Raw genomic sequence first — 25,717 nt, 5'->3', positions numbered from 1 at the left:
TCCCAGAGGGTATGCCCAGCCGCGGTAACACCCGCGTGACGGGCAGGATGGAGGCGTGAAGATGATCCTGCTGCGGCACGCCGAGTCCCTCGGCAACGTCGACGAGCTCGCCTACACACGGATCCCCGACCACGCCCTGCCGCTGACCGACGCGGGCCGGAAGCAGGCCGTCGCGGTCGCGCCGGAGATCGTCCGGCTGCTCGACGGCGCGCGTCCCGCCGTGTACGTCAGTCCGTACCTGCGCACCCGGGAGACGTTGCGGCTGCTGGACATCCGGGCCTCGTGCGAACGGCTGCTGCAGGAGCCGCGGCTGCGCGAGCAGGACTGGGGCAACCTCCAGGACCCGGCCGACCAGGAGATCCAGAAGGCGCGGCGCAACGAGTTCGGGCACTTCTTCTACCGGCTGCCCTTCGGCGAGTCCGGTGCCGACGTCGACGACCGCGTCGCCGGTTTCCTCTCGGACCTGAAACGGCGCGACGAACATCACCCGGAGACGGTGCTGATCGTCTCCCACGGGCTCACGCTGCGGCTGCTGTGCCGCCGGCTGTTCGGCTGGAGCGTCGAACTCTTCGAATCGCTGTCCAATCCGGGGACCTGCGAATACCGCGTGCTCGAGGAGCACGACGGCAAGTGGACGCTGGACCGGCCGTTCCACCAGTGGCGGGACTCACCCGACGGGGAAACGCAGCTCTAGCGGGGCGCTCAGCACCACACGGGTGCCCTGGCCGGGCGCCGAATCGATGCGGGCGCCACCGCCGATCTCCGCCAGCCGGGCGTGGATCGAGTTCTCGATGCCGAACCCGGCGCGGCGGGCGCCGAGGTCGAAGCCGGTCCCGTGGTCGCGCACCGACACCGTGAGGACGCCTTCGGTCTCTTCGAGGCACAGAACCGCGCGAGGCGTCTTCGCGTGCTTCAAGGTGTTTCGCAGAGCTTCGCGTGCGGCGTCGTGAAGTGCGTTGACGACGCCTTCGGGGACTTCGGTGACCTTCGTGAGCACCACGAGGTCGACCCGCAGCCCCTCCGCCATCATCTCGACCGTCAGCGCGCCGAGCCGGTGTTCCAGGCCGCCCGGCTCGGCCGGCGCGTCACCTTCGAGGCTCAGCCGCAGGCGCAGGGCGTGCGCGCGGGCGGCGCGGCGGACCTGGTCGAGGCTGGCGCCCGGATCGCGCAGGTCGCCGGGCGAGGGCAGGGCGAGCGCCTCCATCACCTGCAGCACGGTGTCGTGGACGTCGCGGCGGTGCCGTTCGCGTTCGGCGGCCCGGCCGCGCTGCTCGCCCAGCCCGAGCGCGAACCGCATCGACCCGGCGACCAGCACCACGATGGCCAGCGACGTCCCCGCGGCGGCGACCAGCGCGAGCAGGATCCAGGTCGCGGGCGCCGACGTGCCCGACACCGCGGCCATCACGTACCGCAGGAGCACCGCCCCGGCGACCGCCGCCCCACCGGCGAGCGCGCCGCGCAGCAGCGTCCAGATCATGACCGTGCCCATGATGTTCGGCCAGGTCAGCGCCAGCAGGTCGGCGAAGGCCGGGTGCGCCGCGAACAGCGCCGCGGCCAGGCTCGTGACGAGCGTGTACGTGGTGTCGGCGGCCAGCACCCGCCGGATGCCGGTGGTGCGGCGGAAGACCCAGGCGAGCTCGAGGAGGTTCGGCAGCACGTAGACCACCAGGCCGAACCACAGCACCGGCGTGGCGACCGTGTCCGCGGCCCACAGCGCCTGCAGGAACAGCGCCAGCCGGAACACGACCGGGACCAGCACGAGCCGCGGCACGGCGCCCTGGACCAGCGAAAGGCCGGGCGCGAACCGCCCGCTTCCGCCGGCGAGCGCCCCCGCGCCGCCGAGCAGTACAACCCTCACGACGTCCTCCCCGCGACCGAGGCCCCACCCCGATCAGCCGACCTGAAATGAAAACGTCGCCGTATTCATCTCAGTTTAACGACGGGCCCAGCTTCCCCTCCCGCGACGAGCCTGTCAACGCCCCGGCCGTGGCGGAAACCCGGTCGGCGGTACGGATTTCGTGCCGGGGACGGCTACCGGCCGACCATCGCGGCAGCGTCCTCCCGCCGTCGCGACCGGCGGGCGGCCAGCGCGGCGGGCAGGACCAGCGCCGCGACGAGCGCGACGAAAACGAAGGCCACGCCGTAGTCGCTCACCTGCGCGATGCCGCCGATGACCGGCGGGCCGCCGAGGAACCCGGTGTAGGCGATGGCCGTGACGAAGCCGATCTCACGCTCGCCGCCGGTGCCGTCATCGCGCTTCCCGGCGTCCCCGGCCAGGCTCAGCGCGAGCGGGAACGACGCGGCGAGACCGGCCCCGGCGAGCGCGAACCCGAGGTAACCGACGGCGGCGACCGGGACGACGGCCGTCGCGAGCAGGCCGGCCGCGGCGAGCGAGGAGCCCGCGACGAGGCAGCGCGTCGGGCCGAACCGGCGTTGCGCCCACGTCCCCGCGAGCCGGGACAGGGCCATGACCAGCTGGAACCCGGCGAACGCCAGCGCCGCGGCACCCGGGCCGACCCCGCGTTCGGCCGTCATCAGCAACGCGGACCAGTCGGACGACGCGCCCTCGGCGATGGCCGAGCACAACGCGACCGCGGCCAGCAGCCACAGCACCGGGCGGCGGATCGGCGCCCGGGCCGGTACCGCTTCGGTGACGTGCTCGGGACGGCTGCCGGGAACCGCGCGGACCACGGCCAGCAGCACGAGGACGGCGACGACCGCGGCCACCGTCAGGTGGCGCGCCGGGGACCAGTCATGACCCGCGGCGAGGCCCGCGGCCAGCGAACCGGCGAGCGCGCCGAAACTGAACCCGGCGTGGAACACCGGCATGATCGGCTGGCCCACGCGGCGTTCGACGGCGACCGCGGCGACGTTCATCGCGACGTCGAGCAACCCGACGCTGACCCCGATCACGAACAGCGCGCCGGCCAGCAACGGCACGTTCGGCGCGAACCCGATCAGCACCAGGGAGACGGCCGCGAGGGTGGTGCTCCCGGCGACGACAGCCCGGGCACCGGCCCGTTCGATGAGCCGGCCGGCGACCGACGCGGCGGCGAGCATGCCGACGCTGGCGCCGAGCAACGCGAGCCCGAAAACCCCTGGTGAGGCGTGCACGTGGGCGGACAGCGCGGGCGTGCGCGACGCCCAGGAGCCCAGGGCCAGCCCGTTGAGCGCGAACACGGTGAACACCGCGACCCGATCCCGCATGGCTCCCAGCCTGACTCAAGCGCTCCGGAAAGCCCACCGGATTCCGGCCGGACCGCGCCTGGCCGTCGGGGTCTCCCGGGCCACGGTGCCGAACGCCTGCCACCGGCCCGACCAGGTGGCCGCCCTGCTGTCGGAACAGGTGCTGCGGGCGAGCGAAGGAACCGGGCCACCCGGGCGCGCGAAGCCTCGCGACCTTCCCCGGCCTCGCCCGGCGAGGTGCCGGTGGAGCTGGTGGTGCGCGCCGGCACCGCCCGCGCCTAGCACCACCACGCCCCGCGGACAAGGCCGTTCGCGGATCTGTGGACAACCATTCCCCGCCCCGGCAGTTGTCCACAGAATCGAAATTGCGGGCTGACAACTCCCTCGCCACCCGCCAATCTGGAATCACACATTCACCGCGGCCCGCGAAAGCCGCGACTTCCGGAGGGGAAATCACCATGTCCGCACGCCGTATCCGTGCCCGTCTGCCGCACCTGCTCGTCCTGGCCGTGTTCGGCCTGCTGACCAGCGCCGGAGTCGCCCAGGCCGCACCCGCGCAGGCGGATCCGGCCTGCCAGAAGGGCGAATTCTGCCTGTGGTCGGCGGACGACTACGGCGGCGAAACCCAGCACTTCGACCTGCGGAACTCGAATCCCGGGGAGTGCATTCCGCTGCCCGAAGGATTCGACGGATCGTCGTTCGCGAATCTGATGAGCCGCGACGTCACGGTCTACCAGAGTGAGGAATGCGCGACCGAGGGAGATTTCATCACCTACCCGGGTGGTGGCACCTTCGTGCCGAAGGGCCCGTTCGTGGTCCGCGCGATCCAGATCTGGGAGTGACCCCCTGATCCGGGCCCGGCCGGCCGCCTGCTCCCAGGAACGAGCCGGCTCGCACGGCGGCAGCCGGGCCCGACCGGGGCCGCTCACCCCCGAAGCGGCCCCACCCCGTGGGCGCGCCTCTGCGGCGTGGCGCGCCCACGGGGCCACCACGAGCGGCGCAGGCAGTGGCTACGGCACCGTAGCCACGCCGGCGCCCCTCGTTGGCCTGGTGGCGCGGAAAGCCCGTCGTTCGGCGGCCCAGGCACCCGCCTGACGCCGTTCACGGACCTCGCGCCACGGGCATGCCATCGCCAGCGGCATCAAGCACCCGTCCGCGGAACGTCACCGCCTCAGGCACGCCGGGCCGCGAAACCACCCGGTCGACGGACCTTGATCAGCAACGATCCGCCCAATCACCGCACCGAAAGGACCCCGCGCATGCCCAGCCGGAGCCGTTCACCCACCGCGAAGGCACCACGGATAGCGCCCGAGTGACCACCCACAGCACCGAAAGGTCTGCACCACCTCACCCGCGCGGGTTCACCCACCCGCGCCGCACCTGGGCGCAACGGCTTCGTGACCTGGCTTCGGAATTCCGTCGAACGAGACCTGAAACGATTCGCCGGTGTCGAACGATCGAGAGGATGGCGACGACTAAGCTGCCGGTGCCGGGAGACCGGCATCGACCGGCAGCAGCCGTCGGCGCGGGCCCTCGTAGCTCAGCTGGATAGAGCAAGAGCCTTCTAATCTCTAGGTCGCAGGTTCGAGTCCTGCCGGGGGCGCCTAATGCCTGCTCAAGGCACATGTTGACCATCGCCCGTCGAACTCCACGACGGGCGATGGTCCATTTACGGACCACATTCGACTCCGCTCGCTCATCGACGGAGCGGGGTGGTTTGATCAGCGGCATGGACGAGAAGATGTGCTCCAAGTGCGACCAGCAGCCCGCCGGCCCGGGTGGCATCCTCTGCCCCGACTGCAACGAGAAGATCGGCGCGCGTCGTTTGGAGAGCTGAGCTCGCCAGTTTCTGTCGGTGGGTCGTGTCACACTGGACAGTCAGGACCCCGGCGAGTGCGCGAACACCCCCGGGGCATGGCCGACAACCCAGAGGAGAAGTCGACGTGAGTGATCCTACCCAGCAACAGGCGCCCACCACGCAGGGCCGCGAGTCGATCGCCGCAGAATACGTCATCGACGGCGAGTGGCTGTCCGAGCGAGTAGAGCGCTGCACCTGCGGACTGGAATGCGACCCGGATGTGCACGAAGACCGATGTGGCTGGGAGCCACGCGTCAAGGTCGCGGATGTGGCGCAGGCCCTGCGGATAGCTGGTTGGTTGGACCCCGGCAAGGGGGCCGAGGGCGACCGTTTGTACGTGCAGGCGTGCGCGGCGAACACGGTGCTAACCGATCAACTGGAGAAGATCCGCGCCATCGCGAGCGAGTGGCGCAACGCTGGACTGACGGACAAGGGTGCCATGCGTCGCGCGTGCGCCATCCTGGATGGGGCATCGCCCTCCCCGGGGCCGGGGTGTTACCCGCCTGTCGACGGCTGGGACGGCGTCTCAATCGTCGATGACAAGGAGGTGTCCCGTGGATGACCTGAGCGGCCTGATGCCGGAGATGCCCGCCGACTGCGTGAAGTGCGGTGGTTGGTTCGAGCTCAACGACATGGACTCGTGCATGGCGTGCAGCCCTCGCGTGATGTGCCGCGACTGCTACCGCGCCCACATCCGGGAGCACGAGGACGACGCTGCCGCTGAGGAGCAGCTGGCCTGGCAGGAAGCCCAACTGGAGGTGCCCCGTGGATGACCTCTGCCCCGCGAGCGGCGTGATCCTGCACGCTGACGGGCTGCTATCGAAGTGGGGCTTCGGCGACGGCGACGAGCCGGACGCCTACCTCGACTGGCTCGACGAGCAGAGCCTCCCGCACCCGGCGAACTGGCATGCGATCCTCCGCCACCTCGTGCGCACCCGGCTGCTGCCGCTGATCGTCGAGGACGTCGAGGTCTACGACATCGAGACCAACCACAACCCGATCCGGGCGAGCAGGGTCAACGGCGTCGAGATCGACGACACCCGTGCAAGCAACGACAGAGTGCTCCGCGACCTCGCCGTGAACATCACCTTCACCGACGTCTACGACTCTCAGTGCCTCTTCGAGAGCATCCCCTCTGCCCCCTGACATGACGATGCCCCCGGCCACTAGGCCGGGGGCATCTTGCGCTCATGATCAGTCCGCAGGCCACTCGTAGGACAGCTCGTACCGATCCGCCGCCAACACCATGTCGTTCATCTCCACCGGGCGCCCGTCAGTCGTGAACGCCACCCGCGTCACCGTGATGATCGGGACCCCGTCCGCCAACTGAAGCAGCGTCGCCTCATCCGGCCGCGGCATCCGCGCACCCACGTGCTCCACGTACGAGCCGAGCGTGTGCCCCGCCTCCTCCAGCCGTGCATAGGCACCACCCGGCCCGGTGTTGACCTCCTCGATCGCGGTGCCCCGAGTCAACTCCCTCGGGAGCCGGGACACCGCGAGTTGAACCACCAGCCCATCGGCCCGCATCACCCGGTCCCTCACCGTCAACTCCGTGCCCACTGGCACATCGAGATGAGCGGCAGCTCGCACATCAGCTTCCTCAAACCGGATCTTCACGCTCGTCGACGGCGTGAACCCGCGCGCCGCAGCGTCCGCGAGGAACGCACCACGGTTCCGTGACCGCGCCTCCCGCGACAGCCGAGACCGCGCGATCCGGTGGATGCTCGCCGGCGGGCGCACGAACACGCCACGGCCATGCTCGGACGTCACCAGACCCTCGGTGCGGAGCATGGTGATCGCGTCCCGCACCGTCGGCCGGGACACCTCGTAGGTCTCGACCAGCTCCCGTTCACTCGGAAGCTGCTCTCCCGCGGCGTAGTCGCCAGCGGCAATCTTCTGCCGGATATCGGCTGCGACCTGCCGGAACGCCGGGATGCCGTTTCTGCGATCCACCATGTCACCATTGTCGCACTGGTCAGCTTGTCTTGACCAGTTGTGATCCCAGGCGTACCGTCGTCCAAGACGTACTGACGTGTGACAGAACGTAACCGGGGCGAGATATGACAGACGACGGCTGGTGGATGGTCAAAGCCATCCCCACCACCAACGCCGACGGCAAACCGATCAACATCTACGTCGGAATGCTCAACAGCGAACCAGCCATCCGCATCGACGACGGCCCCATCGCCCTCATCCCCCTCGAAGCCGTCGGCGGAGACCTCCTCGCAGCCATCCGCAAGATGCTCCAGGAGTGGTACGAGAGGCGCGGACGATGACCGCACTGAAGACGCACGCCACCCCCGCTCCTGGACGTGCGAAGCTCCGCGTAGCGCCAGACGTGTGGTCCAACTGGCCCGAGCACGACCGCCTCATTCGGACCTGCCAGCACTGCGGCACCGTCTATGCCAACGCGGGCGCAGCGAGCGTATGCGAGCACTTCCACGAGGGCCTCTGATGACCGAGCGAACCGTAGCGCGCTACTACGAGGACCAGTTCCGCTTCACCCCTGCAGGGACACGCCTGTCGGACCTGACCGACGAGCAACTGCTGGCCCTCGACCCCAGTCGCTCACCTCAACCCGAGCCGCTCCCGCCGGATCGCAACCCCTGATCCCCCGGTCGCCGCGACGTATCAGAACACCGCGCCGCGTCGACCGGGCCCCAACGTCCGCCCGCCACGTACCCCCGACCGTGGCGGGCGGACTTCACACCCTGCCGACTCGCTTACGGGGCCGGCAAGGAACCGGGCCCCGAGACACCTCGGGGCCCCGGTCTGCGTATCGTCTCCGACTGGTGGTCCCTCCCAGTCGAGAGCTGGGAGGGACCACCGTCTTGGATCAGCTGCTGTAGTGGTCGGCGGCGTCGTGGATCGCGGACTCGACCGCCTGCAGCGCCGCCCTCGCGGCGGAGATGGATTCGGCGGCAGCGTTGGCCAGCCCGAGGATGTTCGTCGCGTGCTGGGTGTTCGGGTTGAGGATGGCCATCACCTGCGCGTTGAGGTCCAGCAGCTGGTTTTCCGCCTGGGACATGATCCCGATCGGGAGCGTGTCGGAGGAGGCGAGGGCGCGCAAGCGTTCGGCGTCGTCCTGAATGGTCACGGCAGTGCTCTGCTTCCTGTAGATGGGCATGGTTCAGCAGCGACGGCCGTCGGCTGTTTCTGAGCGAGGAGCCTCGTCAGCCCGGTCTCAATTCCGGGGACGCCCGAAGGGCGTTTCGGCTCAGCGGTGGCTACTGCTGGTCGGTGATGTCCTGGGTGGTGATCTGGATGGTGCGGCCGTAGGCGGTGACGGTGATGGGGCCGTTGTTGTTGTCGGGGAGAGTGACGGCGGTACCGCGGTCGGCGACGTTGCGGAGGGCGACGGTGATGTGGGCGCGGACGGCACTGATGGCGAGGGTGGCTTTGTCGGCGATCTGGGGGGCGTAGGGCTGGTCGGTCATCTGGTCCTCCGTGGCGGCCTGCGGTATGCCACAACTGTAGGCCACATCAGTTGGCATAGCAACCCCAGTTGGCCACACTGTGTGGCATACTTTGGCAGTGACCCCAGACGAAGCCCGCACCCAACTCCGCAAGATCGCCCGCGAACGAGACCAACTCACCGAAGCCGAGCCAAAAGCGATCCTCGACGCGCTCGCCGCCGGCGTGAAGCAAGGAGACATCGCCACCGACATCGGCCGCACACGAGAGCACGTTCGCCGCGTCGCCCGCGCACACGGCATCGAACCCTAAGGTCACAGTCCGGTCACACAGGCAACGCCCATCTAGATCCAGACGACATAGCAGCGGACCAGAGGAGGGCCGCGCCATGTCCGCAGCCACAGTCGCCCGGAAACCGATCGTCTACATAGCGGGAGCCGCGGCCGCGCTAGCGGTGGCCCTCATCCTCATCGTGACGCTCTCGAGCCCCTCGGCCAGCAAGACGGTGAACGGGACGTACGACCTGGACGCGGGCTACGCGACCGGCGGGTACTGCGTCGGAGCGGGTGACTACGCGGACGTCTACGACGGCGCCCCTGTGTGGGTGTTCGACGAGCCGGGACATCCGCTGGCGAGCTCGAAGCTCGTTCTCGAGGGTCAGAGCGGGACGGCCTGCCAGTTCGCGTTCTCGGTGTCGAGTCCAGATGAGCCAGTCTGGGTGCAGGTCGGTACGCAGGCGAAGGTCCGCGTGACCGACGGGGTGATGGTGTTGCGGTCTGGTCCGCCGCGGCAGCCGTAGTCCAGGAACGACGAAAACGGCCCCACACTCCGCAGGGGGAGTGTGGGGCCGCTGACCGTCCAGGGGATGAGGTTGGACGGCCGACTTCGGTCTGCTCCAAGTCTTGGAGGAACTTGGAGCAGATGGGAGTTACCGCTTGGTGAGGCTCGCGCTGTCCGGGTTCCCGACGCCCTTCGCGACGAGACCCTTCACTACCGACGCCACCCCGGCGACAGCGCCGGTGAGCAGCCACGCCTTCCAGTCGGACGGGATGACACCCGTCCAGTTCGCGACCAGCGCAGCCAGGAACCCAGCGATGAAGGTGGAGCCGACTCGCTCGGCGAGGTCCTTGAGGTAGTTCATGGTCAGCCTCCCAGCTTGGCGACGAGCATCTTGCGGACTTCGTCGGCGGCTTCCTCGCCGGCGGCCTGCGCCACGGCCTGAGTGACCGCGGGGACGAGGTCGGCGACGAGCTTCCCCTCGAGCGCGTCCGCGAGCTGCTGCGCGTCGACGGGGTGCGCGGCGCTGTCGGTGAGGAGCTTCGTCACCGCACCCAGAGACGTGCCGAGGCCGGTGAGTTTCGCGTCCATGTCCTTGACGAACTGGGCGAAGTTGCGGCTGCCAGTGGCGTCGAAGACGTTGCCCCACATCAGGGACGCGAAGTCATCACCGTTGAATCCGGACATGAACCCTCCAGTAGGGCTGGTGAGGTGGTTGTTGTTGTAGGACTGGTTCCAGTCGACTGCCCCCGCGGAACCGGGCAGGGTGCCGCTCGAGCTGTACTGGTGGACGTCGTAGCGGCCGCCGTAGTGTCCCGCCCCCGCGGCTTCGGGCTTCGCGCCGTAGCGGGCAATCCAGACCACGGGGTTCTCCGGCCAGAGGTCCGGGCGCACCGTGTTCGCGAACGCGGCACCCATGTAGATCGCCGGCCGGATCCCGCGGGCCCGGAACCACGAGCAGAACGCCCGGCCGTGGTCGGCGGCCTCACCCGGCGACCAGACGTGGATGTCCTTGTTGCTCTCGATGTCGCATGCCGGTGCGACGCCGGTTCCGCCGAGACGCTGGCATTCGCCCCACAGCACGCGGGCTTCCGCAGCGCCGTCGCCGGGCTGCGCGTACACGTAGCCACCGAACGGGGTGCGCTGCAGGCGCAACAACCGGGCGTGCTCGTCGGTGGTGTACCAGACGCCGTCGACCTTCTTCGCGTAGACAGCGGCGCCGTCGGTCATCTTCAGCCACGCGTACTCGACGCCGTCGAACCGGGCGCCGCGCTGGTAGTAGGGGTGGACGTCCACCCCAAGGCCAGAAGCCATCAGTCATCCCCTGTGAGTCGTCGGATCTCGTCGTGCGAGTCTGCGAGGTCCTTGGTCATGGTCGACACCTGACCTCGCAGACTGTTGACCTCAGCCTGGAGCGCGTCGATCTGCGACACCGCGTCAGAAAGCTTCCGGCTCAACCGGTCGATCTCCTCCTGCGCGGGCCTCAGGAGCGTCAGCGACGCCGCCGACAGCTTCGTCGCGGCGTCAGCGTCGATGTTGTGGGACTCGGACAGCAACTTCCGCCGCTGCCCCCGGACCGTGAGCAGCGCACCGAGACCAGCCAAGCCACCTAGGGCACCGAACACGGCGACGAGGACGTTCGCGATCGGGTTCACGGTTCACCACCTGCCCTCTTGAGGTAAGCGCGTGCAGCGGCCACCTCCCGGGCCTCCTTCGCGATCTGCCACACCCGCCACAGAGACGCGGCGGCGAACGCGGCCATGAACCCGCCGAACATGATCCCGCGGGCCCCGGAGTTGAACAGCACCACGACTCCGTAGACGAGGCTCCACGTGGATACGAGAATCAGGCCGGCGCGTTCGATGAGGGCTCCGGTGATGCCGGGCCAGAACACGCCGACGAGTGCGATCGCGGCGCCGAACGCCATCCCTGCGTACAGGAGATGCCCGAACGGGAAGGGCAGGGTTCGGGCGGTGGAGGTTGCCGTGGCGTTGAATGCGAGGCTGCCGCTCAGCCCGAGCAGGAAGGCAGCTGCGAGCAGGACGACTTCGTGTGGATGTTTCCCCCGACGGATGTACACGCTCATTCCCCTCCCGTCATTGGATGTGCTCCACGCGATGTCATGGGCCCAGCCAGTTCAGGGCCACCCGGGTGCCCTCGTTGAACGAGCTGGTGCCGAGGATCGTCAAGCTCGACCCTGACGTCTGGAACCCCCAGCACTCCACGATCTCCCCTGCCGCGAAGCGATCCTCCCCAACGAGGTTCAGTCCGGTCCCAGCGTCCGACACGGCAGGACGGTTGTCGAAGGCAAGCCTGGACGGGTTGACGCTGCCCCCGTTGCTGCGCTGAATCCACGCCGTTCTGGTACCGGCGACGCTGGAGTTGTTCCAGTAGAGGTTGAAAACGATCTGCCAAAACCCCGCCCGGTTGAACTGCCACTCGCGGATGGACGGCCGCCCGACGACGCTGCTGGGGAACTGTTCCACGTCGAAGTCGATACGGCTCCCAGAACCACCGCTGGCGACACTCTGGAACGAACTGTCCACCGTGTACGAGCAGGAGCCGTCGGTGTAGTCCGGGATCGCCCGGACGTTCCCCGAGGTCACCGTCACCGCCGCTGCCGGCACGGTGACCTGCGCGAGCTGGATCTCCCACTTCACGGAGTTCTGCGTCAGCGTCGGATAGGAACCGGATCCGGGGGTGGCGTTGGTGAGGACGTCGATTTCGATGCGGTTGGTGAGAAAGTCGTTGCGGAGGATCACCAGGTCCAGGCGCTGCAGCGTGGCGTGCGCGGCCGCGATCGGAAGGGTTTTCGTGGCGGTACTCGCCCCCCACTGGCCGCGTACCCAGCACTCCCCAGCGGGGACTTTCACCTGCATGCCGGTGCTGTCACCCAGGGGACGGAGTTCCGAGCCGACGCCGCGGATCACGCCGTCGCCGCGGAAGTGCCTGGCGAACTGCCTCCACCCGTCTTCGGTGACGTTCGACCCGGGGCCCGCGTCGTAGGGCATGTAGGAGTCCAAAGCGGTGGCCATGTCACTGCCTCTCGATCATGTTGAGGCGCAGCGCGTGATCCTGGAACGCGCGAATGAGTTTCGCTACCGTTCCGCGCGCTGGGGTGCCCATCGTGGGGACCACCGTCTGGGGGCCGTCCTTAACCAGGTTGATTGTCGCTTGGCGAACGAGGTCCACTACTTGCCCTTGGTTCGCGTACGGGGTGGGCACTGTGGGTTCCAGCTGAACCGTCACGTAGTCACCGACGTTGTAGTGCACCCCGAACATCAAGTCGTTTCGCTCGATCGGCGTGAACGACAGCGAAGTCTGCTCGCTGTTCTGTGCCAAAGCGTCCGCGCCGGCCTGAGCGATCTGGGTTGAGTCCGACGTGGCGGACTGATTCACCAGGGTTCCTTCGATGCGTTCCCACGATGCGATCGCGTCCCCGTCGGAGAACTCCTTCACAATCCGGGATGTCCCTGTCCCCGACGCCCCGACGTACACGTAGTTGGCTTTCGGGCGGGAGCTGGCGTACTCGAATCCGGCGAGGTTCCCGATCTCGACGGAGAACTTCACTGTCGCGCTTCGGTCAGTTGGGGCGTACACCTGAAACTCCAACCCTGCCCCGACTTGAACCACACGGAATCCCACGGCTCCGGTCTGAGCAAGAGGCTGGATAAAGGCCAGCAGGTCGGCGTCCCAGCGCGCCTCACCTCTCACCCCGTATCCGATGGCGGGATCGGCGGCCAGGGTGAAGTTCGCTTTCCTGCGTGTCGCTACGGCCCCGGGTCCGAGGTTGGCGTTGACGTACCCGACGATCACCGTGGACGCCAGGCCGGCCCGGACGTCTGAAGCCTGCAGTGCGTACGGGGGGGAGCTTTCCGTCGGCGACGGAGACACCAACCGGTCCTGCAGCCAGATGTCGTCGGAGAAGCCGCTGATCTCGATCTGGTCGCCTCTGGCATCACGGGTTCGGCGGGTGTCGGTCCGGATTCCGGAGAAGATCGTCGAGTCGTTGCGGGTGAGAATGATCCCCCAGCCGGGTTTGGTCATGAAGCGAGCCGTGGGGGCACGGCTGTCCAGAGTGAGTTTCCAGGTCCCGACGCCGTTGTAGGTGGGGGTGCACTCGAGGTCGCTGTAGTCGTCGATCTCGCCCTGGCGTTGGTAGTTCGGGTCGCGGGCGTAGACCTTCCATTCGAAGGTCACGGCGTCAGGAACTTCCTGCGATAGGAGACCTGCATCGAAGAGGCCCCCGCGAGAGCGCCGCCCATCTCCAATCGGATCGCGTTCCCCCCAACAGGAAGGGACCACATCGAGGACGTGGCTGTGAGGTCGAAGAAGATCGACGTGCCGTCGGACTTGATGATGGTCTTGTAGCCGGGACGGGTATCGATCGTGACCGACTCCCCTGAGCCCAAGGCGAGGAAGGTGAACTGCATGTACTTGCCGGTGGTCAGGTTCCGCAGGGTGATCGACGTGCCCGGTCCGGTGATCTGGATGACGGGCCACACCTCGACGTCCCCATCGTTGGTGATGGTGGCATCCACTGCGATCTGGCTGGATGTCAGCCTCAGGGGGAAGATCGGGAAGAACGTGGGGGTGAGCCCGATCCCGTACGACACGGAGTTGTCGTTGGCGTCCCTCCAATAAGGATCGAACGCCCGGAACGTCACGTCCGCCATCTGCATCGTCGGCCCCGACTCGCCGGGTTTCTCCGCGAACCCCAAGCCGGTCAGGTATCGGCACGGGATCTCCCGGACATCCCCCAGCGGGGATTGGACGCGGAACGTCCCCTCGCCGCGGAGCGGGTTCATAGCGGTCGTCAGGTTCCGCAGAGCAGTCCGCAACGCCCCTTCGTTGGCGGCAGTGATCACCAGCCGGACAGTGAAGTCCCGGAGCGCATGGGTGACCTCCCGGAACCGCTCACCTGACTCGCCCGGCACGCCGGTGGAGGCGTACCTCGGTTCCGGCATGAACCGGCCCGAAGCGTCCCAGTCCACGTCTAGGACGGTGGGTGTCCCTGCGGGGTCAACCCACGTGGAGATCTCCGCGGTCACCTCATCCCACCCTCATGCTCAAGCTGACGGAACGCGGCCTCGAACTCGCCCAGCAATGCCCCTCGTTCGGTGCGGAGGGTGCCTTCCATGGGCCGGGTGAATGCTCGGTCTACTGCGGCGCGGAGGTCCCTCAGGGATTGGACGATCGCATCCTCTTGACTGGAGGTGCGGACGTTCTCTGGTTTCCCGGTGCCGTTCCACACCGTGCTCATCCCCGGCGGGAGCGCGCCGCCGTTGTCGTACGCACGAGGCCGCGGCATGACCAACCCGCCGGCGGCGTACCCGCCTGGCTTGTTCATCGCGTACAGGACGCCACCGAGGTAGCCGCCATGTCCTGCGGAGTACCGGCGGCCGGCGTAGTTCAGGCCGGCGTAGATGTTCGACACCGGATCCACGGAGACGCCGTAGATGAACGGAGAGGTCCCGACATGCGGCCCGGCGTTGGCGCGGAACGTCGGGCCGATCACCTGCATCAGGCCGACGCTGGGGGTGCCCTTCTGCCAGTTGGAGTCCCAGTCGTTGACGATGGTCGGGTTGCCGCCAGACTCCTGCGCCATGCGCCGAAGCACCGCCGGCAGGAAGCTTGCTGGGATGCTGAGCTCGCCCATGGCTGCCATAGCCTCGCCGGACCACCGTGCGACGCCTGATCCAGGCTTGTAGTTGGGGATCCCGCCGCCGGTGTACTCGCCGTATGCCGGCGGGACGTACTTCGGGAGCTGCGCCGGGTGCTTGAAGCCCATCGTCTCGAACGCGTTGATGTTCGTGGCGTAGGACGATCCAGCCCCGGCGCCGAAAGCGTTGGCTTGGATCACGTCCATCAGGCCGCCGTCGGCGAACTTCGGCACGCGCCGTTCGTTAAGGGCCTTCATGAACCCGACGCCGTAGTAGTCGACAGCCTCCGCCTGGTGCACGAACTCACCCGGCGAGAGCCGAGCGTTCACCAAGTCGTCCTTCGGGCCGCCGGGCCCGAAGACCTGCCCGCCGCTCGCCAGCCCCGTACCGCCGATGGTTTTGCGCTGGTTCATCGAGTCGTTGAAGTACCCACCCGCCGAGGTACCCTTGAACACCGCGCTCAGAGCGGCCGTATCGACGCCAGCCACAGCGGTCATCCCGAACTTGAAGTCCTTCGGGATCTCCCCTAGCTTGCCCAAGAGGTCCTGCGCGGCGCCGGTGGTGATGCCGAACTTGTCCGCGGTCTCCTGGATCAGCTTGTTGTACCCCGCCGCAGTGGGCCCGTACTCCTTGATGATCGCGTCCGACAACGTCTGCAACAGCCCGATGTTCCGCCTGCCAGCGTCGGTGTTCCAGTCGAACGAACGCGACGTCGCGTCCACCGCGCCAGCAAGAACCTGGTTCGCGGTGGTGAGCTGGTCAGAAGCCTGCTTCTGCTGGTACTGCGCATCCCTGACAGCCTGGTGGGCACGTTGCTGCGCGTACGCCGCGTCCGCCACGCCCTGCTGGGCACGCTGAACAGCCCTCTGGGCCTGCTCCACCCCATACGAGGCGTCCTGCACCTGCTGCTGCGCCGACGCCACTTGCTGCTGCGCCGACACAACACCCTTCGAACCCTCCACCCCGCGGGCATCCGCAGCGGCGACGTCCTGCTTCAGGTAGACACCGTTCTGGGTCGCGGAGTTGAGGGCGTTCTGCGCCGACAGAAGGTCGATCGCTGCCTTGACCTTGTCCTCGTTCTCCGCCGTCACCGGACCGGAAGCGATCTGGCGGGCGTTCGAGGAGTCCACTCCGGCGTTCAGGCCGGCGGCCTGCGCGTCGAACAGCCGCACCCGCGCCGAAGCCTCGGAGGTGAACTGGTCGTCCAGCTGCTGGTGCATGGCCTTGAGGTCACGGACGGCCTGCTGGCGGGCTTCGTTCAACGAAACCTGCGCGTCCCGCTCCTGTCGTTGAGCGTCTGTCACCGCGCGCTGAGCGGTCACCACACCTCGCTGGGCGTCCACCACGCCGCGCTGCGCCTCGGCGAGTCCGCGGGCGGCCGTGGCCTCGCCGTGCTGCGCGTCCGCGACAGACCGGGAAGCCTGCTCCACTCCGTGCGCAGCCTGGGCTACGGACTGGCGAGCTTGCGTCACCTGAGCGTCGGCCTGCGAGAAGGCCGTCGTGATGGCGGCGCCGGCGTTCGCCGTGGACAACTGCGCCCGGCCCATCGCACGGGTCAGCTGATCGACCGTGGCGGCGGAGTCCCCCGACGCGAGGGCCATCGCCCGCAGAGCCTCGACACCGTCGTAGACGTTCGTGCCGAACGACTGAGCGAAGTTCGAGGCCGCGGCCATGCCTGCGGCGGAGCGAGTGAGGGTGGAGGCGTTGTTCTGCAGGGCGACGTTCTGCTGGTTCGCGGATGCCGCACTGTCCTTGAAGTCCCCCGAAAGGGTCTTCAGGCGGTCGATCAGCATCTGCGCCTGAGTGCCGGTGGCGTTCAGCTTGTCGGAAGAGATACGGGTGTCGCCGGATTCCGACGACTCAACCTCATGGTTCGCGTCAACGACACCCTGCAGTTGCTTGACCAGGTTCTCGTAAGCGTTCCCCTGCCCCGTGATCGCAGGAACGAGAGCACTTTGGCTGATCCCGAACTGCTTCGCAGCGTCCGCGGCCTTCTTGAACTCTTCGCCGGACTGGATCGAGTTGACGACGGAGGTGTTGATCTCGCCGTTGGATGCCTGCAGGGCGGCCGTGACGCCACCCATTGACCCGGCGAGGTCTTCTGCCGACGTCGAGGAGTTGCTCATGACGCCCGACAGCAACCCGAATCCGACGGTGGCGACAGCGAGCGCGATCCCGACCGGACCGGCCAGCGACTCCGCCATCGCCGCAGTCCCCACCGCGGTCGTGGCTGCCCGCGCGCCAACCCCCTGGATCGCGATCCCGGCCGCGGCGGCGCGGGCCGTCCCCGTCTCCATCTTCACGCCGAGGTCAAGAACCGACGTAGCGAGCGCCTTCACCCCAACAGAAACCGCGGAAGCGAGCTTGAACGCAGCCCACGTCGCCAATGCGGCCACGCCAACCGTGCCGAGCAACGGCGACAACGGGTCGAGAACGTTCGCGACCACAGTGAGGATCTGAGCTGCAGCGGTGAGCCCGGCAGTGAGGATCGGTAACGCCCCGCCGGCCAGCCCCGCCGCCACCTGGGCCACGCCGGAAATCGCTGCCGTGATGTCTTGCCCACTGGCGGCCCACACCTGCGCAAGGTCGTTGACCAACGTCACCGCGAGACCGAGGACGGTCCCGGTGATCTGCCCGAAGGACTGAATCGTCGCGCCGTAGGCAGACGAGTTCTGGCCGATGCTCGCGACCGACGTCCCGAACGACGTACCCAGATCCGACGCGGCGTGCTCGATGCCTTCGAAGATCGGGAGGCTGTTCGTCATCGCCGAGGTCACGCCGGGCATGGCGTTTGTCGCGAACTGTGTCACGCCGTTCGTCAGAGCCTGCAGGTCTGGGCCGGCAGCGGAGAAGGCTCTCCGCATCTGCGGTTCGAGCGACTCGAACGTGTGCCCGATCTGGTTCCCGGACGCCACCAGCTGCGGAACGAGCTGGCTGGTGGCCGCCTGGGTTTGGCTGACCACATTGGACCACAGGGTCTTGTAGGTCTGCTGGACCTGCTCGTTCGACTTCTGTGCCAGGACGGTGAGGCCGATGAATCCTGCGCCGATGCCGCCGACGATCGCCGCGCCCGCGATCGGGGAAGCCGCGGCGATTCCCGCGGTCATCAGGGCGAACCGGTTGGTGAACGAGTCGAGGGCCTTCTGCGACTCGTCGGTCTTGATGTTGACCGTGGCGGTGGCGGTCTTCCCGTCGAGCTTGTCGAGCTTCGCGACCATCCGGTCTATCGACTCCGCCGCAGACAGGAACGTCTTCGATGCCCTGTCCAGGGCTATGACGTTGAACGAGAGGTCGCTCACGAATCCCCCCTTTCCGCTTCGGAGATCTTCTCGGCGAGAGTCACGTAGACGTCGAAGTCAGCGAGGGAAAGCTCGAGGATCTGGTCCGGTGTCCAGGACCACCGCATGGTCAGCGTCATGCGGTTTTGGAGGTACCGCCCTTCCGGGTCTTCCCAGGCTGCGTAGGGTCCCCGGCCTTTTCCTCCGTCGTGTCACCGGTGTCGGTGAAGGTGATGCCGCGGCCGCCGCAGTGGCTGCAGGTCTCGATGTTCGAGGCGAGCCAGTCGAAGGACATGACGTCCTTCTCCAGGAGGTCTTCGTACCGCTCCGCTTTGCCGGCGGCCCTTCGGTGGAGGAACGCGACCGCGATGATGGTCTCGGGGTCGCGGCGGTCCAGGTAGGACACCACCGTCGCGGTGGTTGCGCCGCTTTTCTCCTTCAGGAAGATCGCGTCCTTGACCTTCAGCGAGGTCATGAAGTCGTACTCTTCGCCGTCGAACTTGAACCTGAGTTTCGGTGCCACTGTCATCCCCTACTGTTCGATTTCCTTCTTGACCTTTTCCATCTGCGTGCCGATGTACCGGCGGAAGTCGTGAGATTTCTGCGAGATGGTTTTGCTGAAATACCCGGCGGGTGTGGCCTTCTGCGAGACCCATTTCTCCGTGTTGCCGAACGTCGGGTGACGCCAGCCTTTCTCGGAGTTCATGTGCCGCGGCAGCGAACGCTGATCCTCCGGGAGTTGCGCGGACCGGACCACGAACCGCACACCCCGCTGGGTCGCCTCCAGCGCTGTCGCGCCCGCGACCCGCCGGCGGAGACTCCCCGACCGACGCATCGCATTCGCCGCGGCACGTTCGCTCCGCGCACGGGCCGCGGAGTACCGCTGACGCTGCTTCGCGCCACCACCGTGGGACGAGGTGGTACGCAGTCCCTGCACTGCGTTCCGCACGTCCTGAACGATCGGCTGGCCAGCGTCCTTGATCGCCTTGTTCAGTTGCTTCCGTAGATCCCCGCGGCCCTTGTCCTTGAGCCGCTTGGAGAGGTCGCGGAACTGCTGGACCTGTTGCACGTTCGTCGCGATGCGCAGCAGGTCCGGCATCAGATGTTGGTGCTCTCCGTGGACACGATCTTGATCTGGATCGGCGGGTTGACCTCGTCCCACTCCGCCTCGAAGTCGGTCTTCATCTGGACGATGTCCGGGCCGTTCACGTTCGGCGCGGCCTTCTTGAAGATCGTCGACGGGAGGATGATCGAGAACAGGAAGTTGTTGCCGCTCGCGATCAGCGACCCGGTCATGTCGAACTGCAGGGGCGTCGGCGTGCCCGCGGTGTACACGTCGTACAGCTCGGTCTTCGCGAACTCCGCGTCGAGGGAGCCCGTGATGGTGTTCATGTTGTTCTGCAGCGGCTCCTTCTTCAGGCCCGCGTTGCCGATGCCGAACCGGTCCGTGGCCAGGGAGTTGTCGCCGGAGATGGTGATGCCCTTCACCAACGCCGCGACCGCGGTGCCGCTGGTGATGGTGGTCTCACCGGACGCCGTCGCCGCGGTGCCGCCAAGCTTCAGCGTCGCGTCCTTGAAGCTGAAGACCTTCGTGCCCGTCAGGAACGCCGTGGTGGCGAGCGCGGTCGCGGTGGTCTCCGCTCGACCCGTCAGGGTGAGCTTCAGCGTCGGGATCGCGTTGTCCTTGAGGCTGATCTCCCACTTGGAGACCTTGCATCCCGCGTAGGTGAACGGGACCACGGTTCCGGTGCCGGGTTCCGGCTTGCCGACCTGCGTGGTCAGCGCGAGGCCCTGAGAGCCGCCGGGAACGTGGATCTGCTTGTACGCGGTGGTCGCGGCGATCTGGGTGGTGGTGGTGACGGTGGATCCGAGCATGTGCTTGACCAGAAGCCCCATACCGAGGGTGCCGATCTCCATCTCCACGTCACCGTCCACGGAGAACCGTGACTGGATGGTCCGGGAGGTCCGCTTGAACGCGTTGCCCTTCCGGATGCCACTGGAGTCGAGGTACGTGATGTCCTGCGTCAGGCCCTCGGAGTTGAACTCCAGCGACCGGGTCGGGGTGACCGCGGTGCCGTAGGTCGTCTCCTGGCCGAACATGATCTGGGCGTCCAAGCCCGTGCCGAAGGGCATGTCAGTTCTCCTTCACGGACTTGTCAGCCACGGGAGTCTTGGCTGGCTTTTCCTCGACCAGCGACCAGATCGCCGTCGGCCATGCCGCCCGGGTGTCACCGTTGACGACGATCACCGCGTCCTCGGGGGCGTCCTTCGTGTCGACCTCGCCGGCGACTTCGATGACGCTGTCGTGGGCGACGTCGAACGCGTCGGGGCTGCCGACCTTGCCGAGGATCGTGACTCCGTCACGCGGAGCCTCGACCCCGTCGAGTCGAAACTTGGGCATCGATTTGCTCCTTAGGTGCGGGTCTGGACGGAGACGGTGAAGGAAAGCCGGAACCAGAACCCCGTCTCGGAGTAGGGCTCCTGGAACGCGCCTGCCGGCTTGAACTCCGCGTTCAGGTACTGGCGGGTCGGGGTGGGTTCGAGGCCGAGGCTGACGTTCTGCCGGAGCTTCGTCTCGACGTCCCGCTGGATAGCCAAACCGAGGTCCCGAGCGGGCTTCCACCGGTCGCCGTTGCCGTACCCGGCGACGAGAGCGCAGACGACGTCGATGGTCTCGTCGCGACGCTTAGCACCCAGCGACCCGGCCCACTGCTGCTGAATGTCGGCGGACTGAAACTCGCCGTCCGGGCTGGCGTCCCATCCGACGAACACCGCGTACAGCGGGTACTTCTCGCTGACCGGAACCCCGTCGTACACCGCGTACTCGATCGGATTGCCGTCACCGTCGAGTTCGGCGAGCGTGACCGTGCCCGTGTCGCTGCCGTCGAGCAGCAACGCGACGAGTGCGTCGACGACGTTGTAGTACTCGGTGGAGACCATCAGGCGATCCCAGGAAGGCCGGAGCCAAGCAGTTCGACGGCGCGGTTGGGGATCGCGAACCCTGCCTGCTGGTAGCCCATCGAGTCAGCGAGCGCGCCGCGGTTGCCGGCGCCCTTTTCGGGGCGTTTCGTCTGCCACAGGTGCTGGACGATGATCTCCGCCGCCAACCCGTACTCCGCGGGGATCGACGCCATTCCCGCCAGGTATGTGACCCGCAGGGTCCCGTACGGCGCCACCCCCAGAGGAGACGTCACCACCCCCGCGGGGGAGCAGTGCAGCGAACCCACATCCCACGTGTACGTGCCGTCCACAAGAGCCATGGACGTCAAGGACACGACTGGGGTCCAGTTCAGGACCAGTCCACTGCGGACGCAGTGCTCCTCGACCCTGGTCCGCCGAACAACGGCTTGTCCCAGATGGCGTTCGATGACACCGGTGACGGCTTCCGCGTACCAGCGGGCTTCGTCGTCCCGGACGCTCCCAGTGAACGACAGTTGCCGCTTCACATCCGCGAGCGACACGATCGTCATCCCGCCGGCCCGGACATCGAACACGTCCGAGAACGCCGACCCCGGCCCTTCGGATACCCACTTCACCTGGTGTAGGCCGACTTGCGTGGGCAGGTAGTCGACTGCGTACACGCCCGTGCTCGGGTTGGTCGGGGTGGGGGTGTCTGTGGTGCCGTCGGGCAGTGTGATCGTCAGCGTGACCGAGGTGGCGTTGGTGGGCTGGTCGTCTGCGTCGGTGATGGTGACGGTGAGGGGAACTGGGTCGCCCAAGTCGAACGCCATCTATCCCCCTGTCATCGTGGCCGTTGCGCGGGCCGTAGGCGTCATCGACGCGGTCTTCCGGTCAGCGGGGGTCATCTCGGTGGTCGGTCGGTCCACAGAGGTCATGTGGCCCCGCACGGTGGGGATCACCTGCATCCCCACGTCTGCGGGTCGTCCGAGCCGCACGGCAGCTGGTGGCTCGAGTACGAGCACCGCGTAGGTGACCGTCTCCCTGGGGCCGCCGGCACGGAGCGCCCCGGGCTGGTCGGCGACACCGACTCCCGCGGACCCGACGTCCCGCGGCTGCCCTAGGCGGAGTCCGCCCGCGACGTCGGACACGGAGAGGCTGATGCTCGCCAGATCCGCCGGGAACCCCAGCCGGAGCGACCCGGGAGGGTCAGCGACCGAGGTGGAGTAAGTGACGAGTTCTCGTGGGGAGCCGAGGCGCACACCGTGCACCACGTCGAAAACTGTGAGCCCCGACGACGCCGACTCCGTCGGGCTTCCCGTCCGCACGCCGCCCGGACCGTCCACGACGGCAACCCCGAACGTGGGCGTCTCGACCGGCCCGCCGGCTCGGGCACCTCCCGGCGAGTCGGTGACCGTGAGCCCAACCGTGACGGTTTCGGCGGGCGCTCCCAGTCGGACATTCCCGGGAGCATCCTGGAATGTCGCGCCGCTGGAGGCCACGTCTTGCGGGGATCCGAGACGTACGCCCGTGGGACCGTCGACGACGGATACCCCGAACGTCACTGTCTCTCGCGGAGATCCCAGCCGGACAGCTCCGGGGGTGTCGGAGACGCCCACGCCGGACGTGACGTTGTCCGTCGGCGCACCGAGACGCACAGCGCCCGGCAGATCTATGAACGCGCCGCCGACCGTGACCGTCTGCGTCGGCGCGCTAAGTCTGGCTGCTCCCGGTACGTCGGTGACGCTGTACCCGATCGTCGCCGAGTCCGCGGGGTTTCCGAGCCTCACCGCACCCGGGGCGTCCGTGACGAACGTCCCGAGCGGCGGGTCTGCCTCCGTTGTGGTCGCGGAGGATCCAGCAGTGAGGTTCCGGCTGTTACCCGAGTGGTCGGTGAGGTCGGTGAACACCGTCAGCGGGTAGTCCGCGTACAGGGACGCCGTCTTCACCGGCGTCGCCGAGTCCCGCTCCGCGCCAAGCTCGGTCGAGTTCAGGACGACCGACCAGTAACGGACGTAGGCGGCGCGGCCGTTGAACCACTCCGACGCGTCCGAAGCGGACCGGCCACCGATCGTGTACCCATCAGGCGCTGAACCACCGGACGAGGTCCCCGAAGCGGAGTGCAGGGTCCCGCCGGCGGAGGTGCAGGTGTAGATCGTCGCGGTCGTGCCCGTCTGGGTGACCGCGACCCACAGCCAGTTCCCGACCGTGAAAGCGTCCACTCCGGCCACGCCACCAGTGTTTCCGGGGGTGAACACGGAGGGTCGGAGTCCGCCCGTGTCAGTGGCCAGAGTCAGGCGGGTCGTGGATCCGGAGGACGCGTGGAGGCGCGTCAGGGTGGAGAAGTCGGACCGGTTGACCGACAGGTAGAACCAGCCACACACCGTGAACCCCGACTGTGGGTCCGGTGCGCCACCGGTTCTCGTGACGCGGTCGTTGGCCGCGTCGAACCGGTTGGACATCTACTTCGCGAAGACGTGCAAGGGGCCGTTGTTGGTGAAGGCCACGTTGTAGCTCGCGCCGCCGCCGGTCTGGTTCGACCCGAAGTCGATCAATCCCAGGAGCGGTTGCGTCGCGGCGGTGCCGGGGGTGCGGTCGGAGATCACGCCGTACCGGAACGGACCGGCGGAGAACGAGCTCCAGGTCGCGGTCGCGGCGGACAGGGTGGTGATGCCGGCGCCGATGTTCTCGAACACCGCGGTCCCGTCCGTGGTTTCCCGGCCCACCACGGTCCCGAGCGTGGTTGTGGTTCCCGCGGAGGTCCCTGCGACGACGCACAGGTACAGGAAGCCGTTGCCGGAGGCGGGGCGGATCACGTCGCCGACGACGTAGGCGGTGGAGTTCGCGCGCTGCGTCGCCCACGAGTTCGCCGCCGTGTACGTGCGGGTGCACGAGGTGAGCGTCAACCCACCCGCGGTGTAACCCGACGCCGTGGAGAGTTCGTTCGTCAGGTCCGACACGTAGGCGTGCGTGTCCAGGTTCGGGGTGTACGTCGAGTTGTGCAGGCTCAGGACGATGGTGTCCGAGTCCCAGTCCCACTCCTTGTTCAGGCCCTTCGAAACAGCCTGCCGGTACCACTGGGCCATCAGGACTCCTTCTGCGTGTTCAAGATCGAAGTGAGGTCGGCCCACAGCCCGTTGATCAGCAGGCCGGGTGTTTGGCAGATCGCGCACAGCACGTGTAGGCACATGTGGTCGTCGTGCATCATCGGGCCGGGGATGTGGACGTGGAGCTTTGCCTTATGAGGCATCGGGCTACAGGGACTTGGCCAGCACCGGCCACGCGGCCTGCACCAGGGAACGGATCGTGTCGTCGTCGATCGTCGGATCCACCGTCAGATCAGACCCCAGCGCCCACCCGAACTGCGCCCCGTACATCTCCGGAGAGGCAAGGCACTTCTGCGCGAACACGTACTCGTCCTTACGGGACTGATCCACGTTCAACCGGATGGACTTCGCCAGCGCCACGGCGTACTGCTGCACCGCAGCAGTCACCCGCGCCAGAAACGCCTCATCCACCGCCAGAGCAGCCGCCGACGCCAGGTCGGCCGACGCCACCGGAGACATCGCCGCCACCACAGACGACAACCCCAACGCGGAGTCGTACACCCGCAGGTCATCGAAGCTCCCCGACCCCGACCACCCACCGAACAACGTCGGCGGATCCGACTGGCGGATCGGCCCCAACAGGGACTGCTGATCCGCCAGCACCCCGTCGAGGTACAGCTTCACCGAACCCCCGCCGAACACCCCAGCCACGTGGTGCCAGTCGGTGGTGTCCGGCCACGCAGCCGTCGCATCCGTGAACGCGTCCACCGTGTTCCGTGCCCGGATGATCGGATCTCCGCCGACGAAGAGGATCCCCCACACGCCGGCACCCGCACCTGAATCAGCGAGCGGGTCGAACCACTGGACCGGCCACCCATCCGGAATAGCGCCTTTGATCCACATGCAGACCGTGCGGTCATCCGACTGCCCGACATCAGGGAGCGGAACAGCCGTTGTCGTGGCCGGCCGGATCCCGCCGTTCGTCTTCCCCGCAACCCTCGTCGCGTCGGACGTGAGCGGGAAGTTGTTTCCGTTCCCGGTCATGTCGAGAACGGTGTCGCCGGACTCGTCGAACGAACACGCCAAGACCTGCATGATTCCCCCGAACCGTAGAGATCAGTCCTTGGTTTGCTGCTTCGGCGGGGTCGCCGGGCGGCCCTGCGGCTTCTTCTGCGTCGTGGCCTTCTCGGTGTCGTCCTCGACGACAGCGGCCTCGTCCTCGTCCCCGGCCGGCGCTGCGATCCCCGCCCCGCACAGGTGCACGGCTTCCTCGTCGGGCAGGTCCACGGTTTCGCCGATCGCCGGCCACGACTGCCCATCTCGGGAGCCGGACACGGAGGCCTTCATGGTGACGCGCATGGGAGAGAGCTCCTTCAGTCCTGCTGGGTGATCCCGGCCTGCTTCAGTGCCGCGTTCAAGGCGTTCACGGCGGTCACCAGGTTGTTGATGATCGCCTGCTCCGCAGAGGTGTACGACGCCCCCGCGGTGCCTGCCACGTTCGCGATCGCGGCGCTGTAGGTCTGCGCGAACGTGTCCTCGTCCATCTGGTTCGGTCCAGGCATGCCTGAGCCCTTTCAGGTCGTGCTCTGGTGGGGC

At 67.6% G+C, this 25,717-nt stretch carries 35 protein-coding genes and 1 tRNA gene; 10 read left to right on the top strand and 26 right to left on the bottom strand.

Going from position 1 to position 25,717, the window contains the following annotated elements; all coding sequences use genetic code 11:
* The first annotated feature begins 55 nt into the window (after positions 1 to 55).
* A complete protein-coding gene (locus ACIOD2_RS32540; protein ID WP_323336483.1) occupies positions 56 to 694 on the top strand; it encodes a histidine phosphatase family protein in 639 nt (212 codons plus the stop codon).
* Here the strand turns inward: ACIOD2_RS32540 and ACIOD2_RS32535 are convergent.
* Both ACIOD2_RS32535 and ACIOD2_RS32530 read right to left on the bottom strand, forming a co-directional pair.
* A complete protein-coding gene (locus tag ACIOD2_RS32535) occupies positions 668 to 1,858 on the bottom strand; it encodes a sensor histidine kinase (protein WP_400546725.1) in 1,191 nt (396 codons plus the stop codon). The genes ACIOD2_RS32540 and ACIOD2_RS32535 overlap by 27 nt on opposite strands.
* A gap of 173 nt (positions 1,859 to 2,031) precedes the next feature.
* Positions 2,032 to 3,207, bottom strand: a complete 1,176-nt coding sequence (locus ACIOD2_RS32530) for an MFS transporter (RefSeq protein WP_400546722.1) — start codon at positions 3,205 to 3,207, stop codon at positions 2,032 to 2,034.
* Positions 3,208 to 3,644: 437 nt separating this feature from the next.
* On the opposite strand from ACIOD2_RS32530, the gene ACIOD2_RS32525 reads away from it, so the two are divergent.
* From ACIOD2_RS32525 to ACIOD2_RS32505, 5 genes are all read left to right on the top strand, one after another.
* The gene (locus tag ACIOD2_RS32525) at positions 3,645 to 4,028 is read left to right on the top strand and encodes a peptidase inhibitor family I36 protein (protein WP_400546719.1); all 384 of its coding nucleotides are present in this window, start codon (positions 3,645 to 3,647) and stop codon (positions 4,026 to 4,028) included.
* Between the two features lie 687 nt (positions 4,029 to 4,715).
* Positions 4,716 to 4,789: transfer RNA gene (locus ACIOD2_RS32520), tRNA-Arg, on the top strand.
* A 340-nt stretch (positions 4,790 to 5,129) separates the two neighbouring features.
* On the top strand, positions 5,130 to 5,606 hold the full coding sequence (locus ACIOD2_RS32515; protein ID WP_400546716.1) for a hypothetical protein: 477 nt from the start codon (positions 5,130 to 5,132) through the stop codon (positions 5,604 to 5,606).
* Positions 5,599 to 5,817 (top strand): hypothetical protein, encoded by a 219-nt coding sequence (locus ACIOD2_RS32510; RefSeq protein WP_400546713.1) that lies wholly within the window; start codon positions 5,599 to 5,601, stop codon positions 5,815 to 5,817. The genes ACIOD2_RS32515 and ACIOD2_RS32510 overlap by 8 nt, the downstream gene beginning before the upstream one ends.
* Positions 5,810 to 6,190: a hypothetical protein gene (locus ACIOD2_RS32505; RefSeq protein ID WP_400546710.1), complete on the top strand. Its 381-nt coding sequence runs from the start codon at positions 5,810 to 5,812 to the stop codon at positions 6,188 to 6,190. The genes ACIOD2_RS32510 and ACIOD2_RS32505 overlap by 8 nt, the downstream gene beginning before the upstream one ends.
* 48 nt (positions 6,191 to 6,238) lie before the next feature.
* Here the strand turns inward: ACIOD2_RS32505 and ACIOD2_RS32500 are convergent, their stop codons facing one another.
* The gene (locus ACIOD2_RS32500) at positions 6,239 to 7,000 is read right to left on the bottom strand and encodes a GntR family transcriptional regulator (RefSeq protein ID WP_400546707.1); all 762 of its coding nucleotides are present in this window, start codon (positions 6,998 to 7,000) and stop codon (positions 6,239 to 6,241) included.
* Positions 7,001 to 7,104: 104 nt separating this feature from the next.
* On the opposite strand from ACIOD2_RS32500, the gene ACIOD2_RS32495 reads away from it, so the two are divergent.
* Together ACIOD2_RS32495 and ACIOD2_RS32490 are read left to right on the top strand one after the other, a co-directional pair.
* Positions 7,105 to 7,320: a hypothetical protein gene (locus ACIOD2_RS32495; protein WP_400546704.1), complete on the top strand. Its 216-nt coding sequence runs from the start codon at positions 7,105 to 7,107 to the stop codon at positions 7,318 to 7,320.
* A 178-nt stretch (positions 7,321 to 7,498) separates the two neighbouring features.
* Positions 7,499 to 7,654: a hypothetical protein gene (locus ACIOD2_RS32490; protein ID WP_400546701.1), complete on the top strand. Its 156-nt coding sequence runs from the start codon at positions 7,499 to 7,501 to the stop codon at positions 7,652 to 7,654.
* A gap of 226 nt (positions 7,655 to 7,880) precedes the next feature.
* On the opposite strand, the gene ACIOD2_RS32485 is transcribed toward ACIOD2_RS32490, so the two are convergent.
* Together ACIOD2_RS32485 and ACIOD2_RS32480 are read right to left on the bottom strand one after the other, a co-directional pair.
* Entirely contained in the window at positions 7,881 to 8,141 is a 261-nt protein-coding gene (locus ACIOD2_RS32485; RefSeq protein ID WP_400546698.1) for a hypothetical protein, read from the bottom strand.
* 130 nt (positions 8,142 to 8,271) lie between these two features.
* Positions 8,272 to 8,481: a hypothetical protein gene (locus ACIOD2_RS32480; protein WP_400546695.1), complete on the bottom strand. Its 210-nt coding sequence runs from the start codon at positions 8,479 to 8,481 to the stop codon at positions 8,272 to 8,274.
* Between the two features lie 97 nt (positions 8,482 to 8,578).
* Between ACIOD2_RS32480 and ACIOD2_RS32475 the strand changes: the two genes are divergently transcribed.
* Positions 8,579 to 8,770, top strand: a complete 192-nt coding sequence (locus tag ACIOD2_RS32475; protein WP_400546692.1) for a hypothetical protein — start codon at positions 8,579 to 8,581, stop codon at positions 8,768 to 8,770.
* A gap of 76 nt (positions 8,771 to 8,846) precedes the next feature.
* Complete coding sequence (locus ACIOD2_RS32470) at positions 8,847 to 9,257, top strand: hypothetical protein (RefSeq protein ID WP_400546689.1); 411 nt, start codon at positions 8,847 to 8,849, stop codon at positions 9,255 to 9,257.
* A 129-nt stretch (positions 9,258 to 9,386) separates the two neighbouring features.
* On the opposite strand, the gene ACIOD2_RS32465 is transcribed toward ACIOD2_RS32470, so the two are convergent.
* The 21 genes from ACIOD2_RS32465 to ACIOD2_RS32365 are packed head-to-tail and all read right to left on the bottom strand — an operon-like array spanning position 9,387 to position 25,683.
* Positions 9,387 to 9,599 carry a holin gene (locus ACIOD2_RS32465; RefSeq protein WP_400546686.1) on the bottom strand — a complete coding sequence of 71 codons (213 nt, stop codon included), beginning with the start codon at positions 9,597 to 9,599 and terminating at the stop codon, positions 9,387 to 9,389.
* A 2-nt stretch (positions 9,600 to 9,601) separates the two neighbouring features.
* Positions 9,602 to 10,549 (bottom strand): GH25 family lysozyme, encoded by a 948-nt coding sequence (locus ACIOD2_RS32460; protein WP_400546683.1) that lies wholly within the window; start codon positions 10,547 to 10,549, stop codon positions 9,602 to 9,604.
* Positions 10,549 to 10,890 carry a hypothetical protein gene (locus ACIOD2_RS32455; protein WP_400546680.1) on the bottom strand — a complete coding sequence of 114 codons (342 nt, stop codon included), beginning with the start codon at positions 10,888 to 10,890 and terminating at the stop codon, positions 10,549 to 10,551. The genes ACIOD2_RS32460 and ACIOD2_RS32455 overlap by 1 nt, the downstream gene beginning before the upstream one ends.
* The gene (locus ACIOD2_RS32450) at positions 10,887 to 11,321 is read right to left on the bottom strand and encodes a hypothetical protein (RefSeq protein WP_400546677.1); all 435 of its coding nucleotides are present in this window, start codon (positions 11,319 to 11,321) and stop codon (positions 10,887 to 10,889) included. Before ACIOD2_RS32450 ends, ACIOD2_RS32455 begins: the two co-directional genes overlap by 4 nt.
* Positions 11,322 to 11,355: 34 nt before the next feature.
* Entirely contained in the window at positions 11,356 to 12,270 is a 915-nt protein-coding gene (locus tag ACIOD2_RS32445) for a hypothetical protein (RefSeq protein WP_400546674.1), read from the bottom strand.
* A gap of 1 nt (position 12,271) precedes the next feature.
* Positions 12,272 to 13,435 carry a hypothetical protein gene (locus tag ACIOD2_RS32440; RefSeq protein WP_400546671.1) on the bottom strand — a complete coding sequence of 388 codons (1,164 nt, stop codon included), beginning with the start codon at positions 13,433 to 13,435 and terminating at the stop codon, positions 12,272 to 12,274.
* A complete protein-coding gene (locus ACIOD2_RS32435) occupies positions 13,432 to 14,286 on the bottom strand; it encodes a phage distal tail protein (protein ID WP_400546668.1) in 855 nt (284 codons plus the stop codon). The genes ACIOD2_RS32440 and ACIOD2_RS32435 overlap by 4 nt, the downstream gene beginning before the upstream one ends.
* Entirely contained in the window at positions 14,283 to 18,197 is a 3,915-nt protein-coding gene (locus ACIOD2_RS32430) for a transglycosylase SLT domain-containing protein (RefSeq protein ID WP_400546665.1), read from the bottom strand. Before ACIOD2_RS32430 ends, ACIOD2_RS32435 begins: the two co-directional genes overlap by 4 nt.
* Complete coding sequence (locus tag ACIOD2_RS32425) at positions 18,194 to 18,316, bottom strand: hypothetical protein (RefSeq protein ID WP_400546662.1); 123 nt, start codon at positions 18,314 to 18,316, stop codon at positions 18,194 to 18,196. Before ACIOD2_RS32425 ends, ACIOD2_RS32430 begins: the two co-directional genes overlap by 4 nt.
* A complete protein-coding gene (locus ACIOD2_RS32420) occupies positions 18,313 to 18,705 on the bottom strand; it encodes a hypothetical protein (RefSeq protein WP_400546659.1) in 393 nt (130 codons plus the stop codon). Before ACIOD2_RS32420 ends, ACIOD2_RS32425 begins: the two co-directional genes overlap by 4 nt.
* A 3-nt stretch (positions 18,706 to 18,708) precedes the next feature.
* Positions 18,709 to 19,275, bottom strand: a complete 567-nt coding sequence (locus tag ACIOD2_RS32415) for a hypothetical protein (RefSeq protein ID WP_400546656.1) — start codon at positions 19,273 to 19,275, stop codon at positions 18,709 to 18,711.
* A complete protein-coding gene (locus tag ACIOD2_RS32410) occupies positions 19,275 to 20,309 on the bottom strand; it encodes a phage tail tube protein (RefSeq protein WP_400546653.1) in 1,035 nt (344 codons plus the stop codon). Before ACIOD2_RS32410 ends, ACIOD2_RS32415 begins: the two co-directional genes overlap by 1 nt.
* A 1-nt stretch (position 20,310) precedes the next feature.
* The gene (locus tag ACIOD2_RS32405; protein WP_400546650.1) at positions 20,311 to 20,577 is read right to left on the bottom strand and encodes a hypothetical protein; all 267 of its coding nucleotides are present in this window, start codon (positions 20,575 to 20,577) and stop codon (positions 20,311 to 20,313) included.
* A gap of 11 nt (positions 20,578 to 20,588) precedes the next feature.
* Complete coding sequence (locus ACIOD2_RS32400; RefSeq protein ID WP_400546647.1) at positions 20,589 to 21,116, bottom strand: hypothetical protein; 528 nt, start codon at positions 21,114 to 21,116, stop codon at positions 20,589 to 20,591.
* The gene (locus ACIOD2_RS32395; RefSeq protein WP_400546644.1) at positions 21,116 to 21,907 is read right to left on the bottom strand and encodes a hypothetical protein; all 792 of its coding nucleotides are present in this window, start codon (positions 21,905 to 21,907) and stop codon (positions 21,116 to 21,118) included. Before ACIOD2_RS32395 ends, ACIOD2_RS32400 begins: the two co-directional genes overlap by 1 nt.
* Entirely contained in the window at positions 21,908 to 23,536 is a 1,629-nt protein-coding gene (locus ACIOD2_RS32390) for a hypothetical protein (RefSeq protein ID WP_400546641.1), read from the bottom strand.
* The gene (locus ACIOD2_RS32385) at positions 23,537 to 24,160 is read right to left on the bottom strand and encodes a hypothetical protein (protein ID WP_400546638.1); all 624 of its coding nucleotides are present in this window, start codon (positions 24,158 to 24,160) and stop codon (positions 23,537 to 23,539) included.
* Positions 24,160 to 24,324 (bottom strand): hypothetical protein, encoded by a 165-nt coding sequence (locus ACIOD2_RS32380; RefSeq protein ID WP_400546635.1) that lies wholly within the window; start codon positions 24,322 to 24,324, stop codon positions 24,160 to 24,162. Before ACIOD2_RS32380 ends, ACIOD2_RS32385 begins: the two co-directional genes overlap by 1 nt.
* Before the next feature lie 4 nt (positions 24,325 to 24,328).
* Positions 24,329 to 25,216, bottom strand: a complete 888-nt coding sequence (locus tag ACIOD2_RS32375; protein WP_400546632.1) for a LamG domain-containing protein — start codon at positions 25,214 to 25,216, stop codon at positions 24,329 to 24,331.
* Between the two features lie 21 nt (positions 25,217 to 25,237).
* A complete protein-coding gene (locus ACIOD2_RS32370; protein ID WP_400546629.1) occupies positions 25,238 to 25,480 on the bottom strand; it encodes a hypothetical protein in 243 nt (80 codons plus the stop codon).
* 14 nt (positions 25,481 to 25,494) lie between these two features.
* Positions 25,495 to 25,683 carry a hypothetical protein gene (locus tag ACIOD2_RS32365; RefSeq protein ID WP_400546626.1) on the bottom strand — a complete coding sequence of 63 codons (189 nt, stop codon included), beginning with the start codon at positions 25,681 to 25,683 and terminating at the stop codon, positions 25,495 to 25,497.
* Positions 25,684 to 25,717: the final 34 nt, after the last annotated feature.

The sequence above is a fragment of the Amycolatopsis sp. NPDC088138 genome (assembly GCF_044741685.1).
Classification (GTDB): domain Bacteria; phylum Actinomycetota; class Actinomycetes; order Mycobacteriales; family Pseudonocardiaceae; genus Amycolatopsis.
Note: the sequence above shows the minus strand (reverse complement) of the source record. Positions and strands in the feature narration are given on the sequence as shown.

Bases quoted from the DNA above. Each gene is read 5' to 3' on its own strand.
- ACIOD2_RS32530 (WP_400546722.1), bottom strand. From the start codon at position 3,207: ATGCGGGATCGGGTCGCGGTGTTCACCGTGTTCGCGCTCAACGGGCTG.
- ACIOD2_RS32525 (WP_400546719.1), top strand. From the start codon at position 3,645: ATGTCCGCACGCCGTATCCGTGCCCGTCTGCCGCACCTGCTCGTCCTG.
- ACIOD2_RS32500 (WP_400546707.1), bottom strand. From the start codon at position 7,000: ATGGTGGATCGCAGAAACGGCATCCCGGCGTTCCGGCAGGTCGCAGCC.
- ACIOD2_RS32495 (WP_400546704.1), top strand. From the start codon at position 7,105: ATGACAGACGACGGCTGGTGGATGGTCAAAGCCATCCCCACCACCAAC.
- ACIOD2_RS32490 (WP_400546701.1), top strand. From the start codon at position 7,499: ATGACCGAGCGAACCGTAGCGCGCTACTACGAGGACCAGTTCCGCTTC.
- ACIOD2_RS32480 (WP_400546695.1), bottom strand. From the start codon at position 8,481: ATGACCGACCAGCCCTACGCCCCCCAGATCGCCGACAAAGCCACCCTC.
- ACIOD2_RS32470 (WP_400546689.1), top strand. From the start codon at position 8,847: ATGTCCGCAGCCACAGTCGCCCGGAAACCGATCGTCTACATAGCGGGA.
- ACIOD2_RS32465 (WP_400546686.1), bottom strand. From the start codon at position 9,599: ATGAACTACCTCAAGGACCTCGCCGAGCGAGTCGGCTCCACCTTCATC.
- ACIOD2_RS32460 (WP_400546683.1), bottom strand. From the start codon at position 10,549: ATGGCTTCTGGCCTTGGGGTGGACGTCCACCCCTACTACCAGCGCGGC.
- ACIOD2_RS32450 (WP_400546677.1), bottom strand. From the start codon at position 11,321: ATGAGCGTGTACATCCGTCGGGGGAAACATCCACACGAAGTCGTCCTG.
- ACIOD2_RS32445 (WP_400546674.1), bottom strand. From the start codon at position 12,270: ATGGCCACCGCTTTGGACTCCTACATGCCCTACGACGCGGGCCCCGGG.
- ACIOD2_RS32425 (WP_400546662.1), bottom strand. From the start codon at position 18,316: ATGACGCTGACCATGCGGTGGTCCTGGACACCGGACCAGATCCTCGAG.
- ACIOD2_RS32420 (WP_400546659.1), bottom strand. From the start codon at position 18,705: ATGACAGTGGCACCGAAACTCAGGTTCAAGTTCGACGGCGAAGAGTAC.
- ACIOD2_RS32415 (WP_400546656.1), bottom strand. From the start codon at position 19,275: ATGCCGGACCTGCTGCGCATCGCGACGAACGTGCAACAGGTCCAGCAG.
- ACIOD2_RS32410 (WP_400546653.1), bottom strand. From the start codon at position 20,309: ATGCCCTTCGGCACGGGCTTGGACGCCCAGATCATGTTCGGCCAGGAG.
- ACIOD2_RS32405 (WP_400546650.1), bottom strand. From the start codon at position 20,577: ATGCCCAAGTTTCGACTCGACGGGGTCGAGGCTCCGCGTGACGGAGTC.
- ACIOD2_RS32400 (WP_400546647.1), bottom strand. From the start codon at position 21,116: ATGGTCTCCACCGAGTACTACAACGTCGTCGACGCACTCGTCGCGTTG.
- ACIOD2_RS32395 (WP_400546644.1), bottom strand. From the start codon at position 21,907: ATGGCGTTCGACTTGGGCGACCCAGTTCCCCTCACCGTCACCATCACC.
- ACIOD2_RS32390 (WP_400546641.1), bottom strand. From the start codon at position 23,536: ATGTCCAACCGGTTCGACGCGGCCAACGACCGCGTCACGAGAACCGGT.
- ACIOD2_RS32385 (WP_400546638.1), bottom strand. From the start codon at position 24,160: ATGGCCCAGTGGTACCGGCAGGCTGTTTCGAAGGGCCTGAACAAGGAG.
- ACIOD2_RS32380 (WP_400546635.1), bottom strand. From the start codon at position 24,324: ATGCCTCATAAGGCAAAGCTCCACGTCCACATCCCCGGCCCGATGATG.
- ACIOD2_RS32375 (WP_400546632.1), bottom strand. From the start codon at position 25,216: ATGCAGGTCTTGGCGTGTTCGTTCGACGAGTCCGGCGACACCGTTCTC.
- ACIOD2_RS32370 (WP_400546629.1), bottom strand. From the start codon at position 25,480: ATGCGCGTCACCATGAAGGCCTCCGTGTCCGGCTCCCGAGATGGGCAG.
- ACIOD2_RS32365 (WP_400546626.1), bottom strand. From the start codon at position 25,683: ATGCCTGGACCGAACCAGATGGACGAGGACACGTTCGCGCAGACCTAC.